General features: G+C 71.5%; 18 protein-coding genes. 12 read left to right on the forward strand and 6 right to left on the reverse strand.

The window, feature by feature from the left end; genetic code table 11:
* Positions 1–107 precede the first annotated feature (107 nt).
* Positions 108–1070, reverse strand: coding sequence for a serine hydrolase domain-containing protein (locus ACGF0J_RS30765; RefSeq protein WP_393151378.1), 963 nt, complete (start codon positions 1068–1070; stop codon positions 108–110).
* 120 nt (positions 1071–1190) lie between these two features.
* Here ACGF0J_RS30765 and ACGF0J_RS30770 point away from each other — a divergent pair, with 120 nt between their 5' ends.
* The 3 genes from ACGF0J_RS30770 (at position 1191) to ACGF0J_RS30780 (ending at position 4032) form a co-directional block, all read left to right on the forward strand.
* On the forward strand, positions 1191–2621 hold the full coding sequence (locus tag ACGF0J_RS30770; protein ID WP_393151380.1) for an ATP-binding protein: 1431 nt from the start codon (positions 1191–1193) through the stop codon (positions 2619–2621).
* Between the two features lie 122 nt (positions 2622–2743).
* Positions 2744–3415 carry a hypothetical protein gene (locus ACGF0J_RS30775; protein ID WP_393151382.1) on the forward strand — a complete coding sequence of 224 codons (672 nt, stop codon included), beginning with the start codon at positions 2744–2746 and terminating at the stop codon, positions 3413–3415.
* A complete protein-coding gene (locus ACGF0J_RS30780; protein WP_393151384.1) occupies positions 3415–4032 on the forward strand; it encodes a hypothetical protein in 618 nt (205 codons plus the stop codon). The genes ACGF0J_RS30775 and ACGF0J_RS30780 overlap by 1 nt, the downstream gene beginning before the upstream one ends.
* Here the strand turns inward: ACGF0J_RS30780 and ACGF0J_RS30785 are convergent.
* Positions 4001–4744 carry a class I SAM-dependent methyltransferase gene (locus ACGF0J_RS30785; protein WP_393151386.1) on the reverse strand — a complete coding sequence of 248 codons (744 nt, stop codon included), beginning with the start codon at positions 4742–4744 and terminating at the stop codon, positions 4001–4003. The two genes, ACGF0J_RS30780 and ACGF0J_RS30785, sit on opposite strands and share 32 nt — an antisense overlap.
* A 118-nt stretch (positions 4745–4862) precedes the next feature.
* On the opposite strand from ACGF0J_RS30785, the gene ACGF0J_RS30790 reads away from it, so the two are divergent.
* On the forward strand, positions 4863–6257 hold the full coding sequence (locus tag ACGF0J_RS30790; protein WP_393151388.1) for an LCP family protein: 1395 nt from the start codon (positions 4863–4865) through the stop codon (positions 6255–6257).
* 19 nt (positions 6258–6276) lie between these two features.
* Here ACGF0J_RS30790 and ACGF0J_RS30795 read toward each other — a convergent pair whose 3' ends face one another.
* The gene (locus ACGF0J_RS30795) at positions 6277–6756 is read right to left on the reverse strand and encodes a tetratricopeptide repeat protein (protein ID WP_393151390.1); all 480 of its coding nucleotides are present in this window, start codon (positions 6754–6756) and stop codon (positions 6277–6279) included.
* A gap of 67 nt (positions 6757–6823) precedes the next feature.
* Between ACGF0J_RS30795 and ACGF0J_RS30800 the strand changes: the two genes are divergently transcribed.
* Positions 6824–7768 carry an ATP-binding protein gene (locus ACGF0J_RS30800; RefSeq protein ID WP_393151392.1) on the forward strand — a complete coding sequence of 315 codons (945 nt, stop codon included), beginning with the start codon at positions 6824–6826 and terminating at the stop codon, positions 7766–7768.
* 85 nt (positions 7769–7853) lie between these two features.
* Positions 7854–8240 (forward strand): SCO5389 family protein, encoded by a 387-nt coding sequence (locus ACGF0J_RS30805; protein ID WP_393151394.1) that lies wholly within the window; start codon positions 7854–7856, stop codon positions 8238–8240.
* 34 nt (positions 8241–8274) lie between these two features.
* On the opposite strand, the gene ACGF0J_RS30810 is transcribed toward ACGF0J_RS30805, so the two are convergent.
* The gene (locus ACGF0J_RS30810) at positions 8275–9342 is read right to left on the reverse strand and encodes an LLM class flavin-dependent oxidoreductase (RefSeq protein ID WP_393151396.1); all 1068 of its coding nucleotides are present in this window, start codon (positions 9340–9342) and stop codon (positions 8275–8277) included.
* Between the two features lie 90 nt (positions 9343–9432).
* Here ACGF0J_RS30810 and ACGF0J_RS30815 point away from each other — a divergent pair, with 90 nt between their 5' ends.
* From ACGF0J_RS30815 to ACGF0J_RS30835, 5 genes are all read left to right on the forward strand, one after another.
* Entirely contained in the window at positions 9433–9675 is a 243-nt protein-coding gene (locus ACGF0J_RS30815) for an AbrB/MazE/SpoVT family DNA-binding domain-containing protein (protein ID WP_393151398.1), read from the forward strand.
* A 3-nt stretch (positions 9676–9678) separates the two neighbouring features.
* Positions 9679–10116 (forward strand): type II toxin-antitoxin system VapC family toxin, encoded by a 438-nt coding sequence (locus tag ACGF0J_RS30820; RefSeq protein ID WP_393151400.1) that lies wholly within the window; start codon positions 9679–9681, stop codon positions 10114–10116.
* Between the two features lie 619 nt (positions 10117–10735).
* Positions 10736–10996 (forward strand): MerR family transcriptional regulator, encoded by a 261-nt coding sequence (locus ACGF0J_RS30825; RefSeq protein WP_393151471.1) that lies wholly within the window; start codon positions 10736–10738, stop codon positions 10994–10996.
* Between the two features lie 309 nt (positions 10997–11305).
* Positions 11306–11512: a cold-shock protein gene (locus ACGF0J_RS30830; RefSeq protein ID WP_101787240.1), complete on the forward strand. Its 207-nt coding sequence runs from the start codon at positions 11306–11308 to the stop codon at positions 11510–11512.
* Positions 11513–11797: 285 nt separating this feature from the next.
* Positions 11798–13231, forward strand: a complete 1434-nt coding sequence (locus tag ACGF0J_RS30835) for a DEAD/DEAH box helicase (protein ID WP_393151402.1) — start codon at positions 11798–11800, stop codon at positions 13229–13231.
* 79 nt (positions 13232–13310) lie between these two features.
* Here ACGF0J_RS30835 and ACGF0J_RS30840 read toward each other — a convergent pair whose 3' ends face one another.
* Complete coding sequence (locus ACGF0J_RS30840; RefSeq protein ID WP_393151404.1) at positions 13311–13982, reverse strand: ribonuclease HII; 672 nt, start codon at positions 13980–13982, stop codon at positions 13311–13313.
* Between the two features lie 11 nt (positions 13983–13993).
* Positions 13994–14992 carry a LysR family transcriptional regulator gene (locus ACGF0J_RS30845; RefSeq protein ID WP_393151406.1) on the reverse strand — a complete coding sequence of 333 codons (999 nt, stop codon included), beginning with the start codon at positions 14990–14992 and terminating at the stop codon, positions 13994–13996.
* A 79-nt stretch (positions 14993–15071) separates the two neighbouring features.
* Here ACGF0J_RS30845 and ACGF0J_RS30850 point away from each other — a divergent pair, with 79 nt between their 5' ends.
* Positions 15072–16358 (forward strand): pyridoxal phosphate-dependent aminotransferase, encoded by a 1287-nt coding sequence (locus ACGF0J_RS30850; RefSeq protein ID WP_393151473.1) that lies wholly within the window; start codon positions 15072–15074, stop codon positions 16356–16358.
* The last annotated feature ends 121 nt before the right edge of the window (positions 16359–16479 follow it).

Consider the following 16479-nt stretch of genomic DNA (forward strand, 5'->3'; position numbering starts at 1 on the left):
CCACCGGGGTTGGTGGGGGCGCTGCGCCCCCCCCCCCCGCCCGGCCCCCGCGCCCCCGCCCCCCCCTCCCGCGGGCCCGGCCGCCCCCGCCGGCCCGGGGCCGCCGCTCAGCCGGTCGTGACGTCCTCGGTCACGGCCCGCAGCACTGCGGCCGTGCTGCGCTGCTCGGCGTTGTACTCCCCGGCGGTCACCGCCACCACCAGCTCGCGCTCCGGCTGCAGGTAGATCCGCTGCCCGCCGTTCCCATGCGCCGCGATCCACCGGCGCGGCCCGCCGCCCACGTACCACTGGTAGCCGTACGAGGTGTCGTCACCGAGCCGGACCCGGGGCCGCGTCATCTCCGCGATCCACTCACCCGGCACGATCCCGCGCCCGCCGTCGAGCACCAGGGCGCCCAGGGCGGCCAGGTCGCGCGGCGTCAGGCGCAGCCCCGCCGCGGCCATCTCGACCCCGTCGGCACCCGTCATCCACTCGAACGCGGAGATCCCGGCCGGCCCGAACAGCCGCTCCCCGGCGTACTCGGCCAGCGGCCGGCCCGTGCCCTTCGCGATCAGCCTGCCGAGCAGCGCCGACGCGCCCCCGCAGTAGACCCACTGCCGTCCCGGCTCCGCCACGACCGGCCGTTCCAGCACGTAGCGGTGCCGGTCGGGCGCCACCTCCATGGCGATCTCGCTGTTCGCGGTGCTGGTGTACGGGGCCGTCTCGTCCCATTCGAGCCCGAGCGTCATGGTCAGCACGTGCTCGACCGTGATCCCCGCCCGTGCCGGGTCGGCCACCAGGTCCGGATACTCCGGGAACCGCGCCAGCAGCTTCTCCCCCGGCTCCGGCACGGCCCCCTCGGCCAGCGCGATGCCGTACAGCAGGGCCACGACGCTCTTGGTCACCGACCGGACGTCATGCGGCGTGCCCGCGTCGAAGACGACGTGCCCGAGGGACTGGTCGAGCCGGAAGTCCTCCCCCGCGCCGTACCGCTCCAGCACGACCCGCCCGCTCCGCAGGACGACGAGCCCGTGCAGGCCGGGCGCCTCTCCGTCGCTGAGCAGCCCGTCGATCCGCGCGGCGATCCCCATGATCCCTCCTACAGTCGGCAACCTCCGTAGAACTAGCACTTGTCACGGCGTGCGGGCCAACCCATTGCTGTAAAGTCAGATCACATCTAACTAAGGCCATGTCTTACTCAGGAGCGTTCGATGTCGTTCTCCGGGCGGGCTCGTGATCTCCGAACGCTCGACACTCAGCTACGGCGCATGCTGGCCGGGGACTTCGCGACAAGAGGCCGGGCGCTGATCGTGACGGGCCGGCGCCGGGTCGGCAAGTCACGTCTCGTGCAGGAGTTCTGCGACCGTGCCGACATCCCGTACGTCGTCTTCCAGGCCTCACGCGGACGCGCTCCGACCGCAGAGCGACTCGACTTCGTCGAGGCGACCGTATGCGCCGGCCTGCCCGCCACCGACCTGGTGCAGGGAACGCGGCCCACTGACTGGCATCACGCCCTACGTACGCTCGCCACAGCCGTAGGCGATTCACCCTGCATCGTCGTCCTTGACGAGGTGCCGTGGTTGGTCGAGCAGGACGGCGAGTTCGAAGGCGCCCTCCAGACCGTCTGGGACAGGTTCCTCTCCGCCAAGCCGATCCTCCTCATCCTGGTGGGGAGCGATCTGACCATGATGGAGGCCCTGCAGGAGTACGGGCGGCCGTTCTTCGGACGGGCGGCGAGCATGACGGTCCAGCCTCTGCACCTGGCGGACGTCGCCGCCCTGACCCGGCTGCCCGCCGAGGCGGCCGTCGACGCGCTCCTGATCACCGGCGGCTTCCCGGAGATCGTCCAGTCATGGGAGCCCGGCCGGTCCCGTCTGGAGTTCCTGCGCGACAGCCTCGACTCGCCGCTGTCGCCTCTTCTGGCCGCCGGGCAACTGTCGCTGATGGGCGAGTTCCCCGCCGGAACGCATGCCCGTACGGTGCTGGAAGCCGTAGGCGCAGGCGAGCGGACCTTCGGCAACATCGCGGCCAGGGCCGGCGGCAACGTCCCGCTGGCTGCGGGGACACTCGCGCCGCTCCTGGCCAACCTCACCGCCAAGCGGGTGATCGCCGCCGAGGTGCCCCTGTCCACCAGAGCCGACACGAAGAACAAGCGGTACTGGATAGCCGACCACTACCTGCGCTTCTGGCTGGGCTTCCTACGGCGTGCGGTGGCCGACAGCGAACGCGGGCGCCCGGATGTGGCGCTGCGCCGCATCGAACGATCCTGGACAGCCTGGCGGGGACGCGCCGTGGAGCCTGTCGTCCGCGAGTCGCTGTCGAGGGCGCTGCCCGACGACGCCTGGCCTGACACCGAGGAGATCGGCGGCTGGTGGAACCGGCAGAACAACCCGGAGATCGACCTTGTGGGCGCCGACCGGGGACCGGTCGCCGGGCGCATCCACTTCGTCGGGTCCATCAAGTGGCTCGACAACCGCCCGTTCGACCGGCACGACTACGACGAGTTGGTGCGCGACGCCGGCGCCGTCCCAGGGGCCGGGCCGGACATCCCCAAGATCGCCGTCTCCCGCGCCGGCTACGCCACCGATCTGCCGCTGGACATGCGCTGGGGGCCGGAGGACCTGGTCGCCGCCTGGCGGTGATGGCCCGTACACGGTCGTTGACGGCACGCAGTCGGGATTTGTTGGAATGAATGGCAGAAATGCCCGACACGGTCCCCGAAGTGTGCTCATACTGGAGTCAGCTGGCCCTACAGGAGCGCCTCATGCGGAAGACACCCCCACGCATGACGCCGGAGGAAGGGCTGCCGTCGAGCCAGTTCCTGCAACTCGCAGCAGTCGACTTCACCGGCATCTACGCCGTCCACCTCGCAGCCAAGGACGAGCGCCTGAAGATGACGAGGCTCGCGATGAGCCTGCTCGCCGGACCGTTCCTGGCCACCATCGCGCTCACCAGCGCCAAGGTGGTGAACCCGGAGGACCTGGCCGCCTGGCACACCGTGCCGTGGTATCTCTTCGCGCTGGTGGCGGCGTTCGGGCTGCTCAGCGTGTTGCCGTTCCTACGGCTGATCGAGGCGGTCAACGCCTGCGCCAGGACCGCCCGCGCGATCAACAACTTCCGGCTGCTGTACGCCACCCAGCTCAAGGACGAGCTGGCCTGGTCGCCCAACCTGCCGGTCGATCCGCGCTTCCCCGAGACGTACGCGCCACTCTCCTGGCCGGGGATCAACGTCATGGTCCTGGCGGTCGTCAACTCGGCCTACCTGACCGTCGGCGTCACGGGGCTGAGCGGGCAGCAGCCCAACGCGCCGCTGCTGCTGACCGGTGTCCTGCTGGTCGCGCTCGTGCACTACTCCGTCTACTACGTGCGCTGCAACGTGACCAGGCGCCGCCGGCTGCCGCACAACCCCTACCAGTTCCCGAACGTGGAGACCTGATGACCGACCCGGAGGCGTGGGCGTCCTGTGGGGAGGCGTGGCTGTGGCTGATGCGCCATGTGTGGACGACCGGCGCGCTCGGCGACGACGACCGCGGCCCGGTCATGGAAGGGCCGCCCGTGCTGTTCGAGATGGCCGAGGTCCGCCGGGACGACCCCATCATCGGCAGGTACGGCGACGCCGACCGGCTGGCCCTCTACTGCCGCAAGTTCACCCAGGACACGGTGGTGCCGCCGTTCAAGTACAGCTACGGGGCCCGAATCAAGGGGCAGTTACGGTGGGCGGCCGACCTGCTCCGGGCCAAGCCGTACAGCAAGAGCGCGTGGATCTCGCTGACCACGCCGGGCGAGCCGTACGACGCCGTGCCCTGCCTGAGCGGGCTGGCGTTCCGGCTGCGCGACGACTCGCTGGTCATGACGGCGGTGTTCCGCTCGCAGAACGCGTTCACCAGTTACCTGAACTACGTGCCGCTGGCCGACGTCCAGGCGGGGATGGCGCACCGGCTCGGTGTGCAGACCGGGCCGATGCGGGTCTTCGTGGACGTGCCCCACCTCTACCTGTCCGACAGCACCCAGGTGCTGCGTGTCATGCGACCCTGTCTGCCGAGGCTGCTGTGAGCACCGGCTTCCTCCCCTCCAGCATCCACATGTCCGCCCACGGTCCGCCGTACCAGTAGCGCCAGCCGAGGTCGCGCCTGCGCACCTCCGTCATGCCGAGGTCGCGCAGGACGTCCTCGTAGGCGGCCGTGTGCCGCAGGTCGGCGAGCAGGATCAGCCCGCCGGGGCGCAGCACCCGGTACGCCTCGCGCACGGCCCGCGCGCGTTCCTCGGCCCGGTGCACGTGGTGCAGCGCCAGGCTGGAGACGACCACGTCGAACGTCCCGTCGCCGAACGGCAGGTCGCGCATGTCGCCGGTCACCAGATCGGCGGTGACGTCCTCGGCGGCGGCGTTGGCCCGGGTGACCTGCCCGGCGTTGCCCGACTGGTCCCGCGAGCGCCACACGTCGATGCCGACGGCCCGCCCCTCGGGCAGCCGTCCGGCGGCGAGCAGCAGCACCGCGCCCCGGCCGCAGCCGAGGTCGAGCACCCGCTCGTCACCCTTGAGCCGGTGGAGCTCGCCCGCCCAGACGGCGAACTTGCCGCGGCGGGTCGTGTACAGGTGGCTGCCCGCGCTGGCCAGCGTGTAGAGGCCGCCCAGCAGGAAGACCGCGCCGGGAGCCGGCACGTCGAAGGTGAAGGAGACCGCGGCCAGCCCCAGCAGCGCCAGGCCGCCGAAGACGAGGCCCGCCAGGGCCCAGGGCGCGTCGTACCCGTAGTTTCCGCGTCGCACACTCACCACCATGACTTGCCCGGGAATTGGGGCGACACTTCCCTGTCCCAATCCCAATCGACCACAAACCGTTACTAACCTGAAGTGGTCGTGCTCGAAAGCAGGGGGTTGACCAGGGATGACAGGCACGGAACGTGGTTTCAACCCCGTCTCGAGCATCGCCTTGACCCTGGGCTCCGCCCTGCTGTGGGGCGTGGCCCATCTCGCCACCGAGCGCCGCCGGACCGGCCTCGCCCTCATGGCCGCCTACGTGCTCATGCTGGCGGTGGTCATCACGGCCGTCACCGGGTTCGGCCCGCAGTTGCTGGCGCTGGCCGTGCAGCCGGCCTGGCTGACCACGCTCTCGGCGGCGCTCGGCCTGATCGCGCTCGCCTGGTCTCTGGTGATCGTCCGCTCGTTCGTCCTGGTCCGGCCGGCGCCGTCCGACACCGTGGGCCGCGCCCTGACCGCGATCGTGGCGGCCGGGCTGTGCGCGCTCGTCCTCGCGCCCACCGCGTACGCGGCCCGGATGGCGTACCTGTCGCGGGACGTGGTGCAGACGCTGTTCACCAGCACCTCGCCGGTCGTGGCCCAGGACCCGTGGAACGGTGCCGGCCGGATCAACTTCCTGCTGCTGGGCGGCGATTCGGCGCCCAGCCGGCCGGGGGTGCGCACCGACAGCATGACGGTGGCCAGCGTGGACACCGCGACGGGCGCCGCGGTCCTGTTCGGGCTGCCCCGCAACCTGCAGCGGGTGCCGCTGCCCAGCGGTCCGGCCAGGGACCGCTTCCCGAGCGGCTTCGCCGGCGCGGGACCGGAAACCCCCGGGCTGCTCAACGAGGTCTTCCAGTACGCCGAGGACCATCCCGAGGTGGTGCCGGGCGTGCGGCGCGGCGAGCGCGGCCCGGCCCTGCTGAAGCAGACGATCGGCGACATCCTGGGGCTCCCGGTGAGCTACTACGCCCTGGTGGACATGCGGGGGTTCGCGCAGATCATCGACGCGATGGGCGGCGTGAAGGTCACCATCAAGGAGCCGATCGTCTACGGCAGGTACCGTGAGGGCCTGCTGGCGCCGGGCACGCGGCGGCTGAGCGGCTCCGAGGCGCTCTGGTACGGCCGCTCGCGCACCGACAGCGACGACTACGTCCGCATGGGCCGGCAGAAGTGCCTGCTCAACGCCGTCGCCAAGCAGGCCGACCCGATCACCGTGATCAACAGCTTCGAGCAGCTCGCCACGGCCACGAAGCGGGCCATCTCCACCGACATCCCGCAGGACCTCCTCCCGCCGCTGGTGGACCTGGCCCACAAGGTCAAGGACGCCAGGATCAGGAGCCTGAACTTCGTGCCGCCACTGGTCAACACCGCCTACCCCGACTGGGACCTGATCAGGGACAAGGTGGCCGAGGCCCTGGCGGACCGCCCGGCGCACCGCACGCCGCGCGGCGCCGCGCCCGGCACGGGAGCGCCCACCGCCCCGGCGTCGCCGCCGCAGAGCCCGGACCGGGCCGTCGCCCTCGACGCCGCCTGCGGGTAGCCCGGCGGCGGGCCCGGGGTCAGACGATCTCGTCGAGGTGGTCGGCGTAGTACGCGATCGCCCGGCGGTAGCCGCCCGCCGCGTCGGTCTCGGCGAGGACCTTGAGCAGCGTGCCGACCGCCTCACGGGACTGCCCGGCGTTGTAGAGGGCCATCGCCATGAACGTGCGCAGCCCCTGGTCGCCGGGGAACTCCGCGAGCCCGCGCCGGAAGACCTCCAGCGCCTCGTCGTGGCGTCCGAGCACCCGCAGCGTGCTGCCGAGCTTCGTGAAGGCGCCCAGCCGGTCCGCGCTTGCGAGGTCCGCGCCGTCCAGGGCCCGTTCGTAGAAGGGGACGGCCTCGGCCTCCAGGCCGAGCGCGTCGTGCACCCATCCGGTCTGGTAGGCGATCTCCGCGTCGGCGGGATGCCGGGCGGCCAGACCCAGCAGCAGCTCGCGAGCCTCATCGAGGCTCCCCGCCGCACGCAGGCGCACGGCCTCCGTCAATTCGTCATCGCGCACGGACCGAGTGTGGCATGATTGCCAGCGATCCATTCGACAACGGTTTTCATAATCATCGGGAGCGCGTGTGAGGGTGGCGTTCGTCGGCAAGGGCGGCAGCGGCAAGACCACGATGTCGGCCCTGTTCGCGAGACACGTGGCGAGCCAGGGCGGCCGGGTGGTCGCCGTGGACGCCGACATCAACCAGCACCTGGCCCTGGTGCTCGGCGTCGGGGAGCCGCCGGAGCCGCTCGGCTCCCATCTCACCTCGATCAAAGACCACCTGCGGGGCGACAACCCCCGCATCCCCTCGGCCGAGGCCATGGTCAAGACCACCCCGCCGGGCCGCGGCTCGCGACTGCTGAGCTTCGACGACCTCGCCGCCGCCCGCATCGGCGCACGCGAGTTCGCGGTCACCACCCCGGAGGGCGTCCGGCTCATGGCGACCGGCCCGTTCAGCGCGGACGACCTGGGCGTGGCCTGCTACCACTCCAAGGTCGGCGCGGTGGAGCTGCTGCTCAACCACCTCGTCGACGGGCCGTCCGAATACGTCGTGGTCGACATGACCGCCGGGGCCGACTCCTTCGCCTCCGGCCTGTTCACCCGCTTCGACATGACCTTCCTCGTGGCCGAGCCCACCCGGCAGGGCATCGGCGTCTACCGGCAGTATCTCGACTACGCCGCCGAGTTCGGCGTGCGGATCGCGGTGGTCGGCAACAAGGTGCACGACGACGCCGACGTCGGTTTCCTCCGCTCCCACGCGGGCGACGACCTGCTCACCTGGATGGAGCACTCCGCCGCCGTCCGCGCCATGGAGCAGGGCCGCCCGTTCGCCCTCGACGACCTGGAGCCGGCCAACTCCGACGCCCTGGCCGTGCTGCTCAAGGAGGTGGACGCCCAGGACAAGGACTGGGCGCGCTTCGGCCGCCAGGCCGCGGAGTTCCACCTGCGCAACGCCCGCGCCTGGGGCAACGAGCGCACCGGGCTCGACCTGGCCGACCAGATCGACCCCGAGTTCGTCTACGGCCCCTGATCACACGAGTGTCCCCCTCCAGACATCTGGAGCGCCACGCCGTCGCCGCATAGCGTCGGTGAGATCCCTTCCGAGAGGAGACAGCATGTCGCTGACCGTTCCGAACGATCTTCTCGACCAGGCCAGGGCAGGCGAGATCGACGACGCGGCGTTCGTCGCCTGCGTCCGCGACTCCCTGCCGTACGCGTGGTCGGTGATCAGCGAGCTGGTCCAGCAGCGTGACTCGAGTGGAGCCGAGTTCGCCGACAACCACGTGCCGCCGCCGTCGGAGGAGGCGCGCGGCCAGCTCCTGCGCTGTCTCGCCAGCGACGCGATGCGCGGCGCGCTGGAGCGGCACTTCGGTGTCCGGCTCGCCTTCCAGAACTGCCACCGGGTCGCCGTCTTCGACCCGGCGGCCACCGAGGCGTTGCGCGACTTCGTGACCCCGCGGGCGCAGATACTCAACCAGAAGCCCGAGCTGGTCGACTGCTGACCGGCCGCGAGCGGCGGTGCGCCGGGGCTCCGGTTCACCGCCGCCCGCGAACCGCGGGCAGCACCTCGGCGCCGAGGCGGCGGATGTTCTCCAGGGTGCGCCGGTGGTCGCCGCCGCCCTCGACCATGAGGATCAGGTGCCGCAGGCCGGTCGCCTCGGCCGTGGCGAGGATCGTCTCCACGCAGCGGGCGGCCGACCCGACCGGGTGGACGCGGGTCAGGAAGTCCACGTACGCGCCGACGTCCCGCGCCGGGCGGGGCCGGCCGTCCACCGGCAGGTAGCCGGCCAGGCCCGGCTCCAGCCAGCGCGGCATCGCCTCCGTCAGCTCCGCGACCGCCTGCCGCGTCGAATCAGCCACGAACCCGACCGCCGCCGCCACGTGCTCCACGTGCTCCACGTGCTCCACGGCCCCGCCGGGCGCGCCGCCGTGCGCCGGGTCAGCTTGCCCGCCCGCCCGTCCGGCCGTCCCGCGCTCCTCCCGCACCCGCTCGTACGCCGCCACGGCCGCGGCCTTCTCCCGGTCGTCCACGTGCATGCCGAGCAGCATCGGCAGCCCGCGCCGCGCCGCCAGCGTCAGCGTCGCCTCCGAGGTGCACGCCACGACCGGCCGCATGGTCGCCGCGGGCACGATCGGCACCTCCCGGAACCTGAAGAACTCCCCGCCGGCCGACACCCGCGCCCCCGACAGGGCCCGCACCAGCACGTCCAGCGACTCCTCGAACCCCCGCTCGAACCGCTCCAGCCCGGTGCCGAACACCTCCAGGTCCACCCACGGCCCGCCTCGCCCGACGCCCAGCGTGAACCGCCCGCCCGACAGGTGGTGCAGCATCGCCGCCTGCTCGGCCAGGGCGACCGGGTGCCGGGTGGACAGCACGCTGACCGCCGTCCCGAGCCCGATCCGCGTCGTCCGCCCGGCCGCCACCGCCGCGAACGTGGTCGCCGACGGGCACACGCCGTAGGACATGAAGTGGTGCTCGGCGATCCAGGCGTCGTCGAACCCCGCCTCCTCGGCCGCCACGACGAGTTCCACCGCGTCGGCCAGCACCCGCCCCGATTCCCGAGCCGGAAACTGGGCCGCGACCAGAAAGATCCCGATTCGCACCCCACCGATAATGACCGATTCTCCGAAGTCAGGACAGTGCTTAGTATCGGCTTGTAGAAGTGACACATGACAACCCGAACCGGTGATCACATGAAGATCAACAGCAAGGGCCAGGTGACCATCCCCGCGCGGCTCCGCGCCAAGCACAACCTCCATGAGGGCGACGAGGTCGAGGTCATCGAGGTCGCCAACACCCTGCGGATCGTGCGCAGCGAAGGCAGCGAGACCCGCGGCGAGCGACTCGTCCAGCGCATGCGTGGACGCGGAAAGGGCACGATGACAACCGCTGAGATCATGAAAATGATGCGCGGCGACGACTGGGGCGAGGCCTGACCCATGCTTCGAGCCGTCCACTCTCCGAGTGAGATCACCCTGGTCGACTCATGCGTGCTGCTCGACATCTTCACCGAGGACCCCCACTGGGCCAAGTGGTCCGGGAAAGAACTCGAACGAGCCAGCGACACGGGTCGCGTCGTCATCAATCCGATCATCTACGCCGAGGTCACTCCCCGTTTCCCCAGCATCGAAGAACTCGAGGACACACTGCCCCATGAGGAGTTCGGCCGCGAGGATCTTCCCTACGAGGCGGCCTTTCTGGCCGGACAGGCGTTCAACGCGTACAAGAGACGGGGCGGTCAGAAGCGGGCGCCGTTGCCCGACTTCTACATCGGCGCGCACGCGGCCATCCGGTCCTACCGCCTGCTGACCCGCGACGCCCGGCGCTTTCGCACCTACTTCCCCAAGCTCCGGCTCGTCTGCCCTGAAGAGGCCTGACCCGTCGCGTCGACGTTCACTCCGCGCGCCAGAAAATCTGTAGTGGCCGTAGTAGACATCTGGAGCTGATGGGTCTACTGTTTCTCTCAGCGCAAAGAACAGATCTCCCGGGCAGCGAACAACACTGGCACCACGACGAACTGCCCGGGACAGGACGAAGTCAAGGTTGAGGGCAGAAGGTCGGACGTGATGGGCCAGCGCAGTAGGTAGGGGTCCTGATCGTGGACGCGCTGCTGAAGATGGAGCCGGACGGTCGGTCCGGACGGAGATGAAGGGAGCGTTGAACGCCATCAGGATCGCCCGGCGCCGGCTGAGTCTCGCCGCTCGGGTACCGCAGTTCCACAGATAGGAAGGTGGTCTACGGTCACGCATCCGCGATCCACGCATCACCGCCGCACAGTACGGCGGGTGCGGAAAAGGGTAAGCCGGCCGGATGGCCGGTAGATGGTGTTGAACCTCTTCGGGGCCCCGGCGCAGCAGGCGTCGGGGCCCCCTGTTCGCGTGATGAAAGGCATCTATGGATCAACCCTCCCCAGTCGGCGACGACCACCGCGCTTCCGCCGGATCCACGGGCGGCGCCGAAGAGCGGATCGACGATGAGGACTACCCCGCCTACAGCATGGGCGCGGCCGCGGAGATGCTCGGGGTCACCCCGACGTTCCTGCGCGCCCTGGGCGCCGCCAAGCTGATCGAACCGCGACGCTCCAGCGGCGGCCACCGCCGTTACTCCCGCTACCAGCTACGCCTTGCCGCCCGAGCCCGTGAACTCGTCGACCAGGGCACACCCGTCGAGGCCGCCTGCCGGATCATTGTCCTGGAGGACCAACTCGCCGAGGCGCTGCGCATCAACGAGGCACGCGCCCGCCCGGCCGGACCCTGAAGACGGCCTGGCCCCGCGATCAGGACGTCGGGCGGCCGTGCGGCGCCGGCCCGTGGCCGCCGACCGCGACGACGGCGCGGGGACGGCGCGGCACGCGCAGCACGACTGGGCACGCGCAGCACGACTGAACGTGTGCTACGTTGGGTCCAGTTGCAGTTGTGGTACCCATAAGAACTTGTGTGCACCTGACGGTACGTAGCCTCAGGTGCATTTTTGTTTTCCGGTTTCCTCCGGGTGTGGGCCTATCGCGGCGACGCGAAATCCGTCCGATGCGGATTTCGGCTCTGCACCTATCAAAAGGAGATCAACATGGCTTCCGGCACCGTGAAGTGGTTCAACGCGGAAAAGGGCTTCGGCTTCATCGAGCAGGACGGCGGCGGCGCCGACGTCTTCGCCCACTACTCCAACATCGTCTCCCAGGGCGGCTACCGCGAGCTGCACGAGGGCCAGAAGGTCGCCTTCGACGTCACCCAGGGCCAGAAGGGCCCGCAGGCCGAGAACATCGTTTCCGCCTGACACCGAGGCACCACGCGACTGGGGCCCGCGCCGTAGGGTGTGGGCCCCAGCGCGTTGCTTGCGCGGTATCCGATGGCGCCGGTTCGGACACGGAGTCCGCCGCAGCCATCTCACCGGCATGGCAGCCGCTTGTCCGCGGCTGACGCCGACCATTTCGACGACCGAGGCCAGGCTGTTCTGCCGCCGGCGCGGCTCGTCTTTTCTTCGGTTCGTGCTCGCTGTTCCTGGTGCCCTTCATCGCACCCGAGAATCACTTGCCACGTGCCGTATCGAGGAAGGTTCTGCATGAACCAGGCAACTCGCACGCACGACCGCTACTCCCCCACCCGCACGGGCGGCTCCACGAACCCCGGGAGGGGTGACCGATTCGGCTCGTCGGCTCCGGGCCGTTCGGGCGCCCCCAACCGTTCCGGTCGTCACGGGCGGCGTCCCGCCGCGCCGCAGGGGGAGTTCGCACTGCCGGCCACCGTCACTCCGGCCCTGCCCGCAGCCGCGACATTCGCCGAACTGAACATGCCGCCCGCGCTGATGAAGACGCTCACCAGCCAGGGTATGAAGGAACCGTTCCCGATCCAGGCGGCCACGCTGCCCAACTCCCTGGCCGGCCGGGATGTCCTGGGGCGGGGGCGCACCGGGTCGGGCAAGACACTCGCCTTCGGCCTGGCCCTGCTCGTCCGCGTCTCCGGACAGCGTGCCGAATCACGGCAACCGCTGGCCCTGATCCTCGTTCCCACCCGCGAACTGGCCCAGCAGGTCACCGACGCGCTCACCCCGTACGCCCGGTCGCTGAGGCTGCGGCTGGCCACCGTCGTCGGCGGTATGTCGATCGGCCGGCAGGCCAATGCGCTGCGCGGTGGCGCCGAGGTCGTCGTCGCGACCCCGGGACGGCTCAGGGATCTCATCGAGCGCGGCGACTGCCGCCTGGACCGGGTCGGCATCACCGTGCTGGACGAGGCCGACCAGATGGCCGACATGGGCTTCATGCCCCAGATCACCCATCTGCTCGACCAGGTGCGCCCCGAAGGGCAGCGGATGCTGTTCTCCGCCACTCTGGACCGCAACGTCGACCTGCTGGTCCGCCGCTACCTGACCGACCCGGTGGTCCATTCCGTCGACCCCTCGGCGGGCGCGGTCACCACGATGGAGCACCACGTGCTGTACGTCCAAGGTGCCGACAAGCAGGCCACCACGGTGGAGATCGCCGCTCGCGACGGCCGGGTGATCATGTTCCTGGACACCAAGCACGCCGTGGATCGGCTCACCGAGAAGCTGCTGAACAGCGGCGTGCGCGCCGCCGCGCTGCACGGGGGCAAGTCCCAGCCCCAGCGCACCCGCACCCTCGCCCAGTTCAAGACCGGGCACGTCACGGTGCTGGTGGCGACCAACGTGGCGGCCCGCGGCATCCATGTCGACAACCTCGACCTCGTCGTCAACGTCGACCCGCCGAGCGACCACAAGGACTACCTGCACCGTGGCGGCCGCACCGCCCGCGCCGGTGAGTCCGGTAGCGTCGTCACCCTCGTCCTGCCCAACCAGCGTCGTGACATGACCCGCCTGATGGCCCACGCCGGCATCGTCCCGCAGACCAGCCAGGTCCGTTCGGGCGAGGCCGAACTCGGACGTATCACGGGCGCCCAGGCCCCCTCGGGGATTCCCGTCACCATCACCACACCGACTGCGGATCGTCGACCGGCGCGGAGCAGCCGACGATCCAGGTAGCGCCCGGTGCAACAGGGCCTCGTGGGTCCGGCGGGCCCGACGTGGCCGCCCGCGACGGCGACACGGGATCGAGGCGCGGCTATCCGAACAGGCTGACCTGCCCCTCGCTCACCGCCGGATCGCGGTGCCGCCTGAGGTGCCGCCAGCGCGGCAGGTCGTCGAGGTAGGACCACGACAGCCGGTGGTGCTCGGTCGGCCCGAGCCGGGCCAACGCCTCCTGGTGCGCCGGCGACGGATAGCCGGCGTTGTCGGCGAAGCCGTACTCCGCGCAGCCGAGCGCCGCCATCTGGGCGTCGCGCCGCACCTTGGCCAGCACCGAGGCCGCCGCCACCGAGATGCTGGCGGCATCGCCCCTGACCTCCAGGCGCACCGGCCACGGGGCGCCGATGTAGTCGTGGGAGCCGTCGAGGATCACCGCGTCGGGCCTGACCGGCAGGGCCTCCAGCGCCCGGCGGGCGGCGCGGCGCAGCGCCTCGGTCATGCCCACGGTGTCGATCTCGGTGTGGGTGGCCTCGCCGAAGCCGATGCCGGCGGCCCACGACAGCAGCTCGGCGGCCACGGTCTCGCGTCTGGCGGGCGTGAGCTGCTTGGAGTCGGTCAGCCCGGCGGGCGGCTCGGACAGGTCGGTGACGACCGCGCAGACGGTCACCGGACCGGCCCAGGCGCCCCGGCCCACCTCGTCGACGCCCGCCACGGTGCGGGTGCTGGGCTGCGCGAGCAGGAGGTGCTCGATGTCGTACGTCGGCGCCATGGCCCCAGACGCTATCGGTCCGCGGGCCGTTCCGGACCCGGAACCGGAACCCGTTCGTCCGCCGCGGAGCCCGGCCGGCGGTCGGCGAGCCGGAGCGGCTCCAGGTCGGCGGCGATGTAGCGGGCGGCCACGTGGATGGCGCGCAGCGTGACCGACACCGAGGGGCGGTGCACGCTGGAGCCCCGCGCGACGGCGTGCACGTCGCGCCCCACCGGGTTGCCCGGGAACTGCCGCACCGCGACCCCGCGCACCCCCGCCGCGAGCGCCAGCGCCGGCACGGCGGCGATGCCGAGCCCCTTGGCCACCAGCGACAGGATCGTGCCCAGCCCCTCGAACTCCCACGGCTGCGGCTTGGTGCCGCCCACGTCCGCCAGCAGCCGGTCCACCGCCAGCCGCGACGGCTCGCCGTCGGGCGTGGCCATCCACGGCTCCTCGCGCAGCTCGGCCAGCTCGAACGGCACGCCCGGATCGGCCAGCCGGTGCCTGCGCGGCACCACCAGCACGAGCGGATCGTGCAGCAGGGGGAAGACCCGCAGGCTCTCGCTGTCGCGGGCGCGGCCGTACCAGTCGTCCACGAGCGCGATGTCCACCTCGCCCGACTGCACCTCCCGCATCCCCCGCCCCGACCGGCTCTGCCGCAGGCGGAGCGTGAGCTCGGTGTGGCGGCGCAGCGACCGGGCGAGCGCCGGCGCGAATGCGACGGCCGCTGTGGGGAAGGCGGTGACGACGACCCGTCCGGCAGGCGTGCCCCGGTGCGCCGAGAGGTCCGACTCGGCCTCCTCGACGAGGGAAAGGATGCGTTCGGCGTGCAGGACCAGGCGGCGGCCCGCGTCGGTCAGCTCGGCGCTGCGCGCGGTCCGGTCGATGAGGGCCGTGCCGGCCTCGCGTTCGAGCGCGGCGAGCTGCTGGGAGACCGCGGAGGGGCTGTAGCCGAGCGACTCGGCGGTCGCGGCGATGCTGCCGCGCCGGGCGAACTCGCAGATCAACACCAGACGCCGCAGATCGAGCATCGGACTTCCTTACGCCTACCCACAAAAAGCCTCGCTTGTACTGATGCCTTCATCCAACCACGCTGGGAACGTGACAAACATGACGGTGACGCTGTCCGCCACGCTGGCGGCGAACGAGGACATCGAGCGAAGACGACGCGCCGGGGCGCGGGTGCTGCACCTGGCCTTCGGCGAAGCCGGTCTGCCCGTCCACCCGGCGTTGCGCGACAGGCTGGTCGCCGCGGCCGGGAACAACGGCTACGGGCCGGTCGCCGGAGCCTCCGCGCTGCGCGACGCGGCGGCGGGCTACTGGACCCGGCGTGGCCTGCCCACCGACCCCGACCAGGTCGTCAGCGGCCCAGGCAGCAAGTCGCTCCTGTACGGCCTGCTGCTCGCCCTCGGCGGCGACGTGGTGCTGACCGCGCCGAGCTGGGTCAGTTACGCGGCCCAGGCCGGCCTGGTGGGCTCCCGCCCCATCCTGGTGCCCCCGCCGGCCGGCGAAGGCGGGGCGCCCGACCCCGACCGGCTGGTCTCGGCCGTGCTGCACGCCCGCGCCCAGGGCCGGACCGTCAACTCCGTGGTCGTCACCATGCCCGACAACCCCACCGGCCGGCTGGCCACGCCCGGCACCGTCGCCCGCCTGGCCGACGTCGCCCGCGAGCTGGACCTCGTCATCATCTCCGACGAGATCTACCGCGACCTGCTGCACGACCCCGCTCCGCCGTACACCTCGCCCGCGGAGCCGGCGCCCGAGCGCACCGTCATCACCACCGGGCTCAGCAAGAGCCTCGCGCTGGGCGGCTGGCGGATCGGCGTGGCCCGGCTGCCCGACGGCGCGCACGACCTGCGTGCCAGGCTCCTCGCGGTGGCCAGCGAGATCTGGTCGGCGCCCGCCGCGCCGGTGCAGGAGGCGGCGGCGTACGCCTTCACCGAGCCGCCCGAGCTGGTCGAGCGGGTCGAGCGCAGCCGCCGGCTGCACGGCGCGGTCGCGCGGGCCGCCCACGCGGCCTTCACCGAGATCGGCGCCTCCGTGCTCGCCCCGCAGGGCGGCTTCTACCTCTATCCCGACCTCAGCCACCTCCGCCTCGGCGGCTCGGCCGAGATCACCCGCGTGCTGCTCGACGAGCACGGCATCGGCGTGCTGCCGGGCCACGCCTTCGGCGACGACCCGTCGGCCGCCCGGGTGCGCGTCGCCGTCAGCCTCCTGTACGGAGAGACGGCCGAGGAGCGCCAGGCCGCGCTGGACAGCTCCGACCCGCTGCACCTGCCGTGGATCTCGGCCGGTCTCGACCACCTGACGATGGGGCTGAAGGAGCTGTCGCTGGTCCGCCCGGGCGCCGCCCGTGAACGCCGGCCGGCGCTCGTGCCGACCGTGTGTCACGGTTAGGCGAAATCTTCCTCCGGCGCACCGCCGGCACCCCTCTGATCACCGCTCTGACCTGCACAGACACGGGTGGTGTGGCAGGCCGCGAAAGTTCTCTGTCGCCGCCTGGTTACAGCGGGGGCGG

Origin of the sequence: Nonomuraea sp. NPDC047897 (genome assembly GCF_043204415.1) — a bacterium.
Classification (GTDB): domain Bacteria; phylum Actinomycetota; class Actinomycetes; order Streptosporangiales; family Streptosporangiaceae; genus Nonomuraea.

Coding starts and splice junctions, on each gene's coding strand:
- ACGF0J_RS30765 (WP_393151378.1), bottom strand. CDS start 1,070: ATGGGGATCGCCGCGCGGATCGACGGGCTGCTCAGCGACGGAGAGGCG.
- ACGF0J_RS30770 (WP_393151380.1), top strand. CDS start 1,191: ATGTCGTTCTCCGGGCGGGCTCGTGATCTCCGAACGCTCGACACTCAG.
- ACGF0J_RS30775 (WP_393151382.1), top strand. CDS start 2,744: ATGCGGAAGACACCCCCACGCATGACGCCGGAGGAAGGGCTGCCGTCG.
- ACGF0J_RS30780 (WP_393151384.1), top strand. CDS start 3,415: ATGACCGACCCGGAGGCGTGGGCGTCCTGTGGGGAGGCGTGGCTGTGG.
- ACGF0J_RS30790 (WP_393151388.1), top strand. CDS start 4,863: ATGACAGGCACGGAACGTGGTTTCAACCCCGTCTCGAGCATCGCCTTG.
- ACGF0J_RS30805 (WP_393151394.1), top strand. CDS start 7,854: ATGTCGCTGACCGTTCCGAACGATCTTCTCGACCAGGCCAGGGCAGGC.
- ACGF0J_RS30815 (WP_393151398.1), top strand. CDS start 9,433: ATGAAGATCAACAGCAAGGGCCAGGTGACCATCCCCGCGCGGCTCCGC.
- ACGF0J_RS30820 (WP_393151400.1), top strand. CDS start 9,679: ATGCTTCGAGCCGTCCACTCTCCGAGTGAGATCACCCTGGTCGACTCA.
- ACGF0J_RS30825 (WP_393151471.1), top strand. CDS start 10,736: ATGGGCGCGGCCGCGGAGATGCTCGGGGTCACCCCGACGTTCCTGCGC.
- ACGF0J_RS30830 (WP_101787240.1), top strand. CDS start 11,306: ATGGCTTCCGGCACCGTGAAGTGGTTCAACGCGGAAAAGGGCTTCGGC.
- ACGF0J_RS30835 (WP_393151402.1), top strand. CDS start 11,798: ATGAACCAGGCAACTCGCACGCACGACCGCTACTCCCCCACCCGCACG.
- ACGF0J_RS30840 (WP_393151404.1), bottom strand. CDS start 13,982: ATGGCGCCGACGTACGACATCGAGCACCTCCTGCTCGCGCAGCCCAGC.
- ACGF0J_RS30845 (WP_393151406.1), bottom strand. CDS start 14,992: ATGCTCGATCTGCGGCGTCTGGTGTTGATCTGCGAGTTCGCCCGGCGC.
- ACGF0J_RS30850 (WP_393151473.1), top strand. CDS start 15,072: ATGACGGTGACGCTGTCCGCCACGCTGGCGGCGAACGAGGACATCGAG.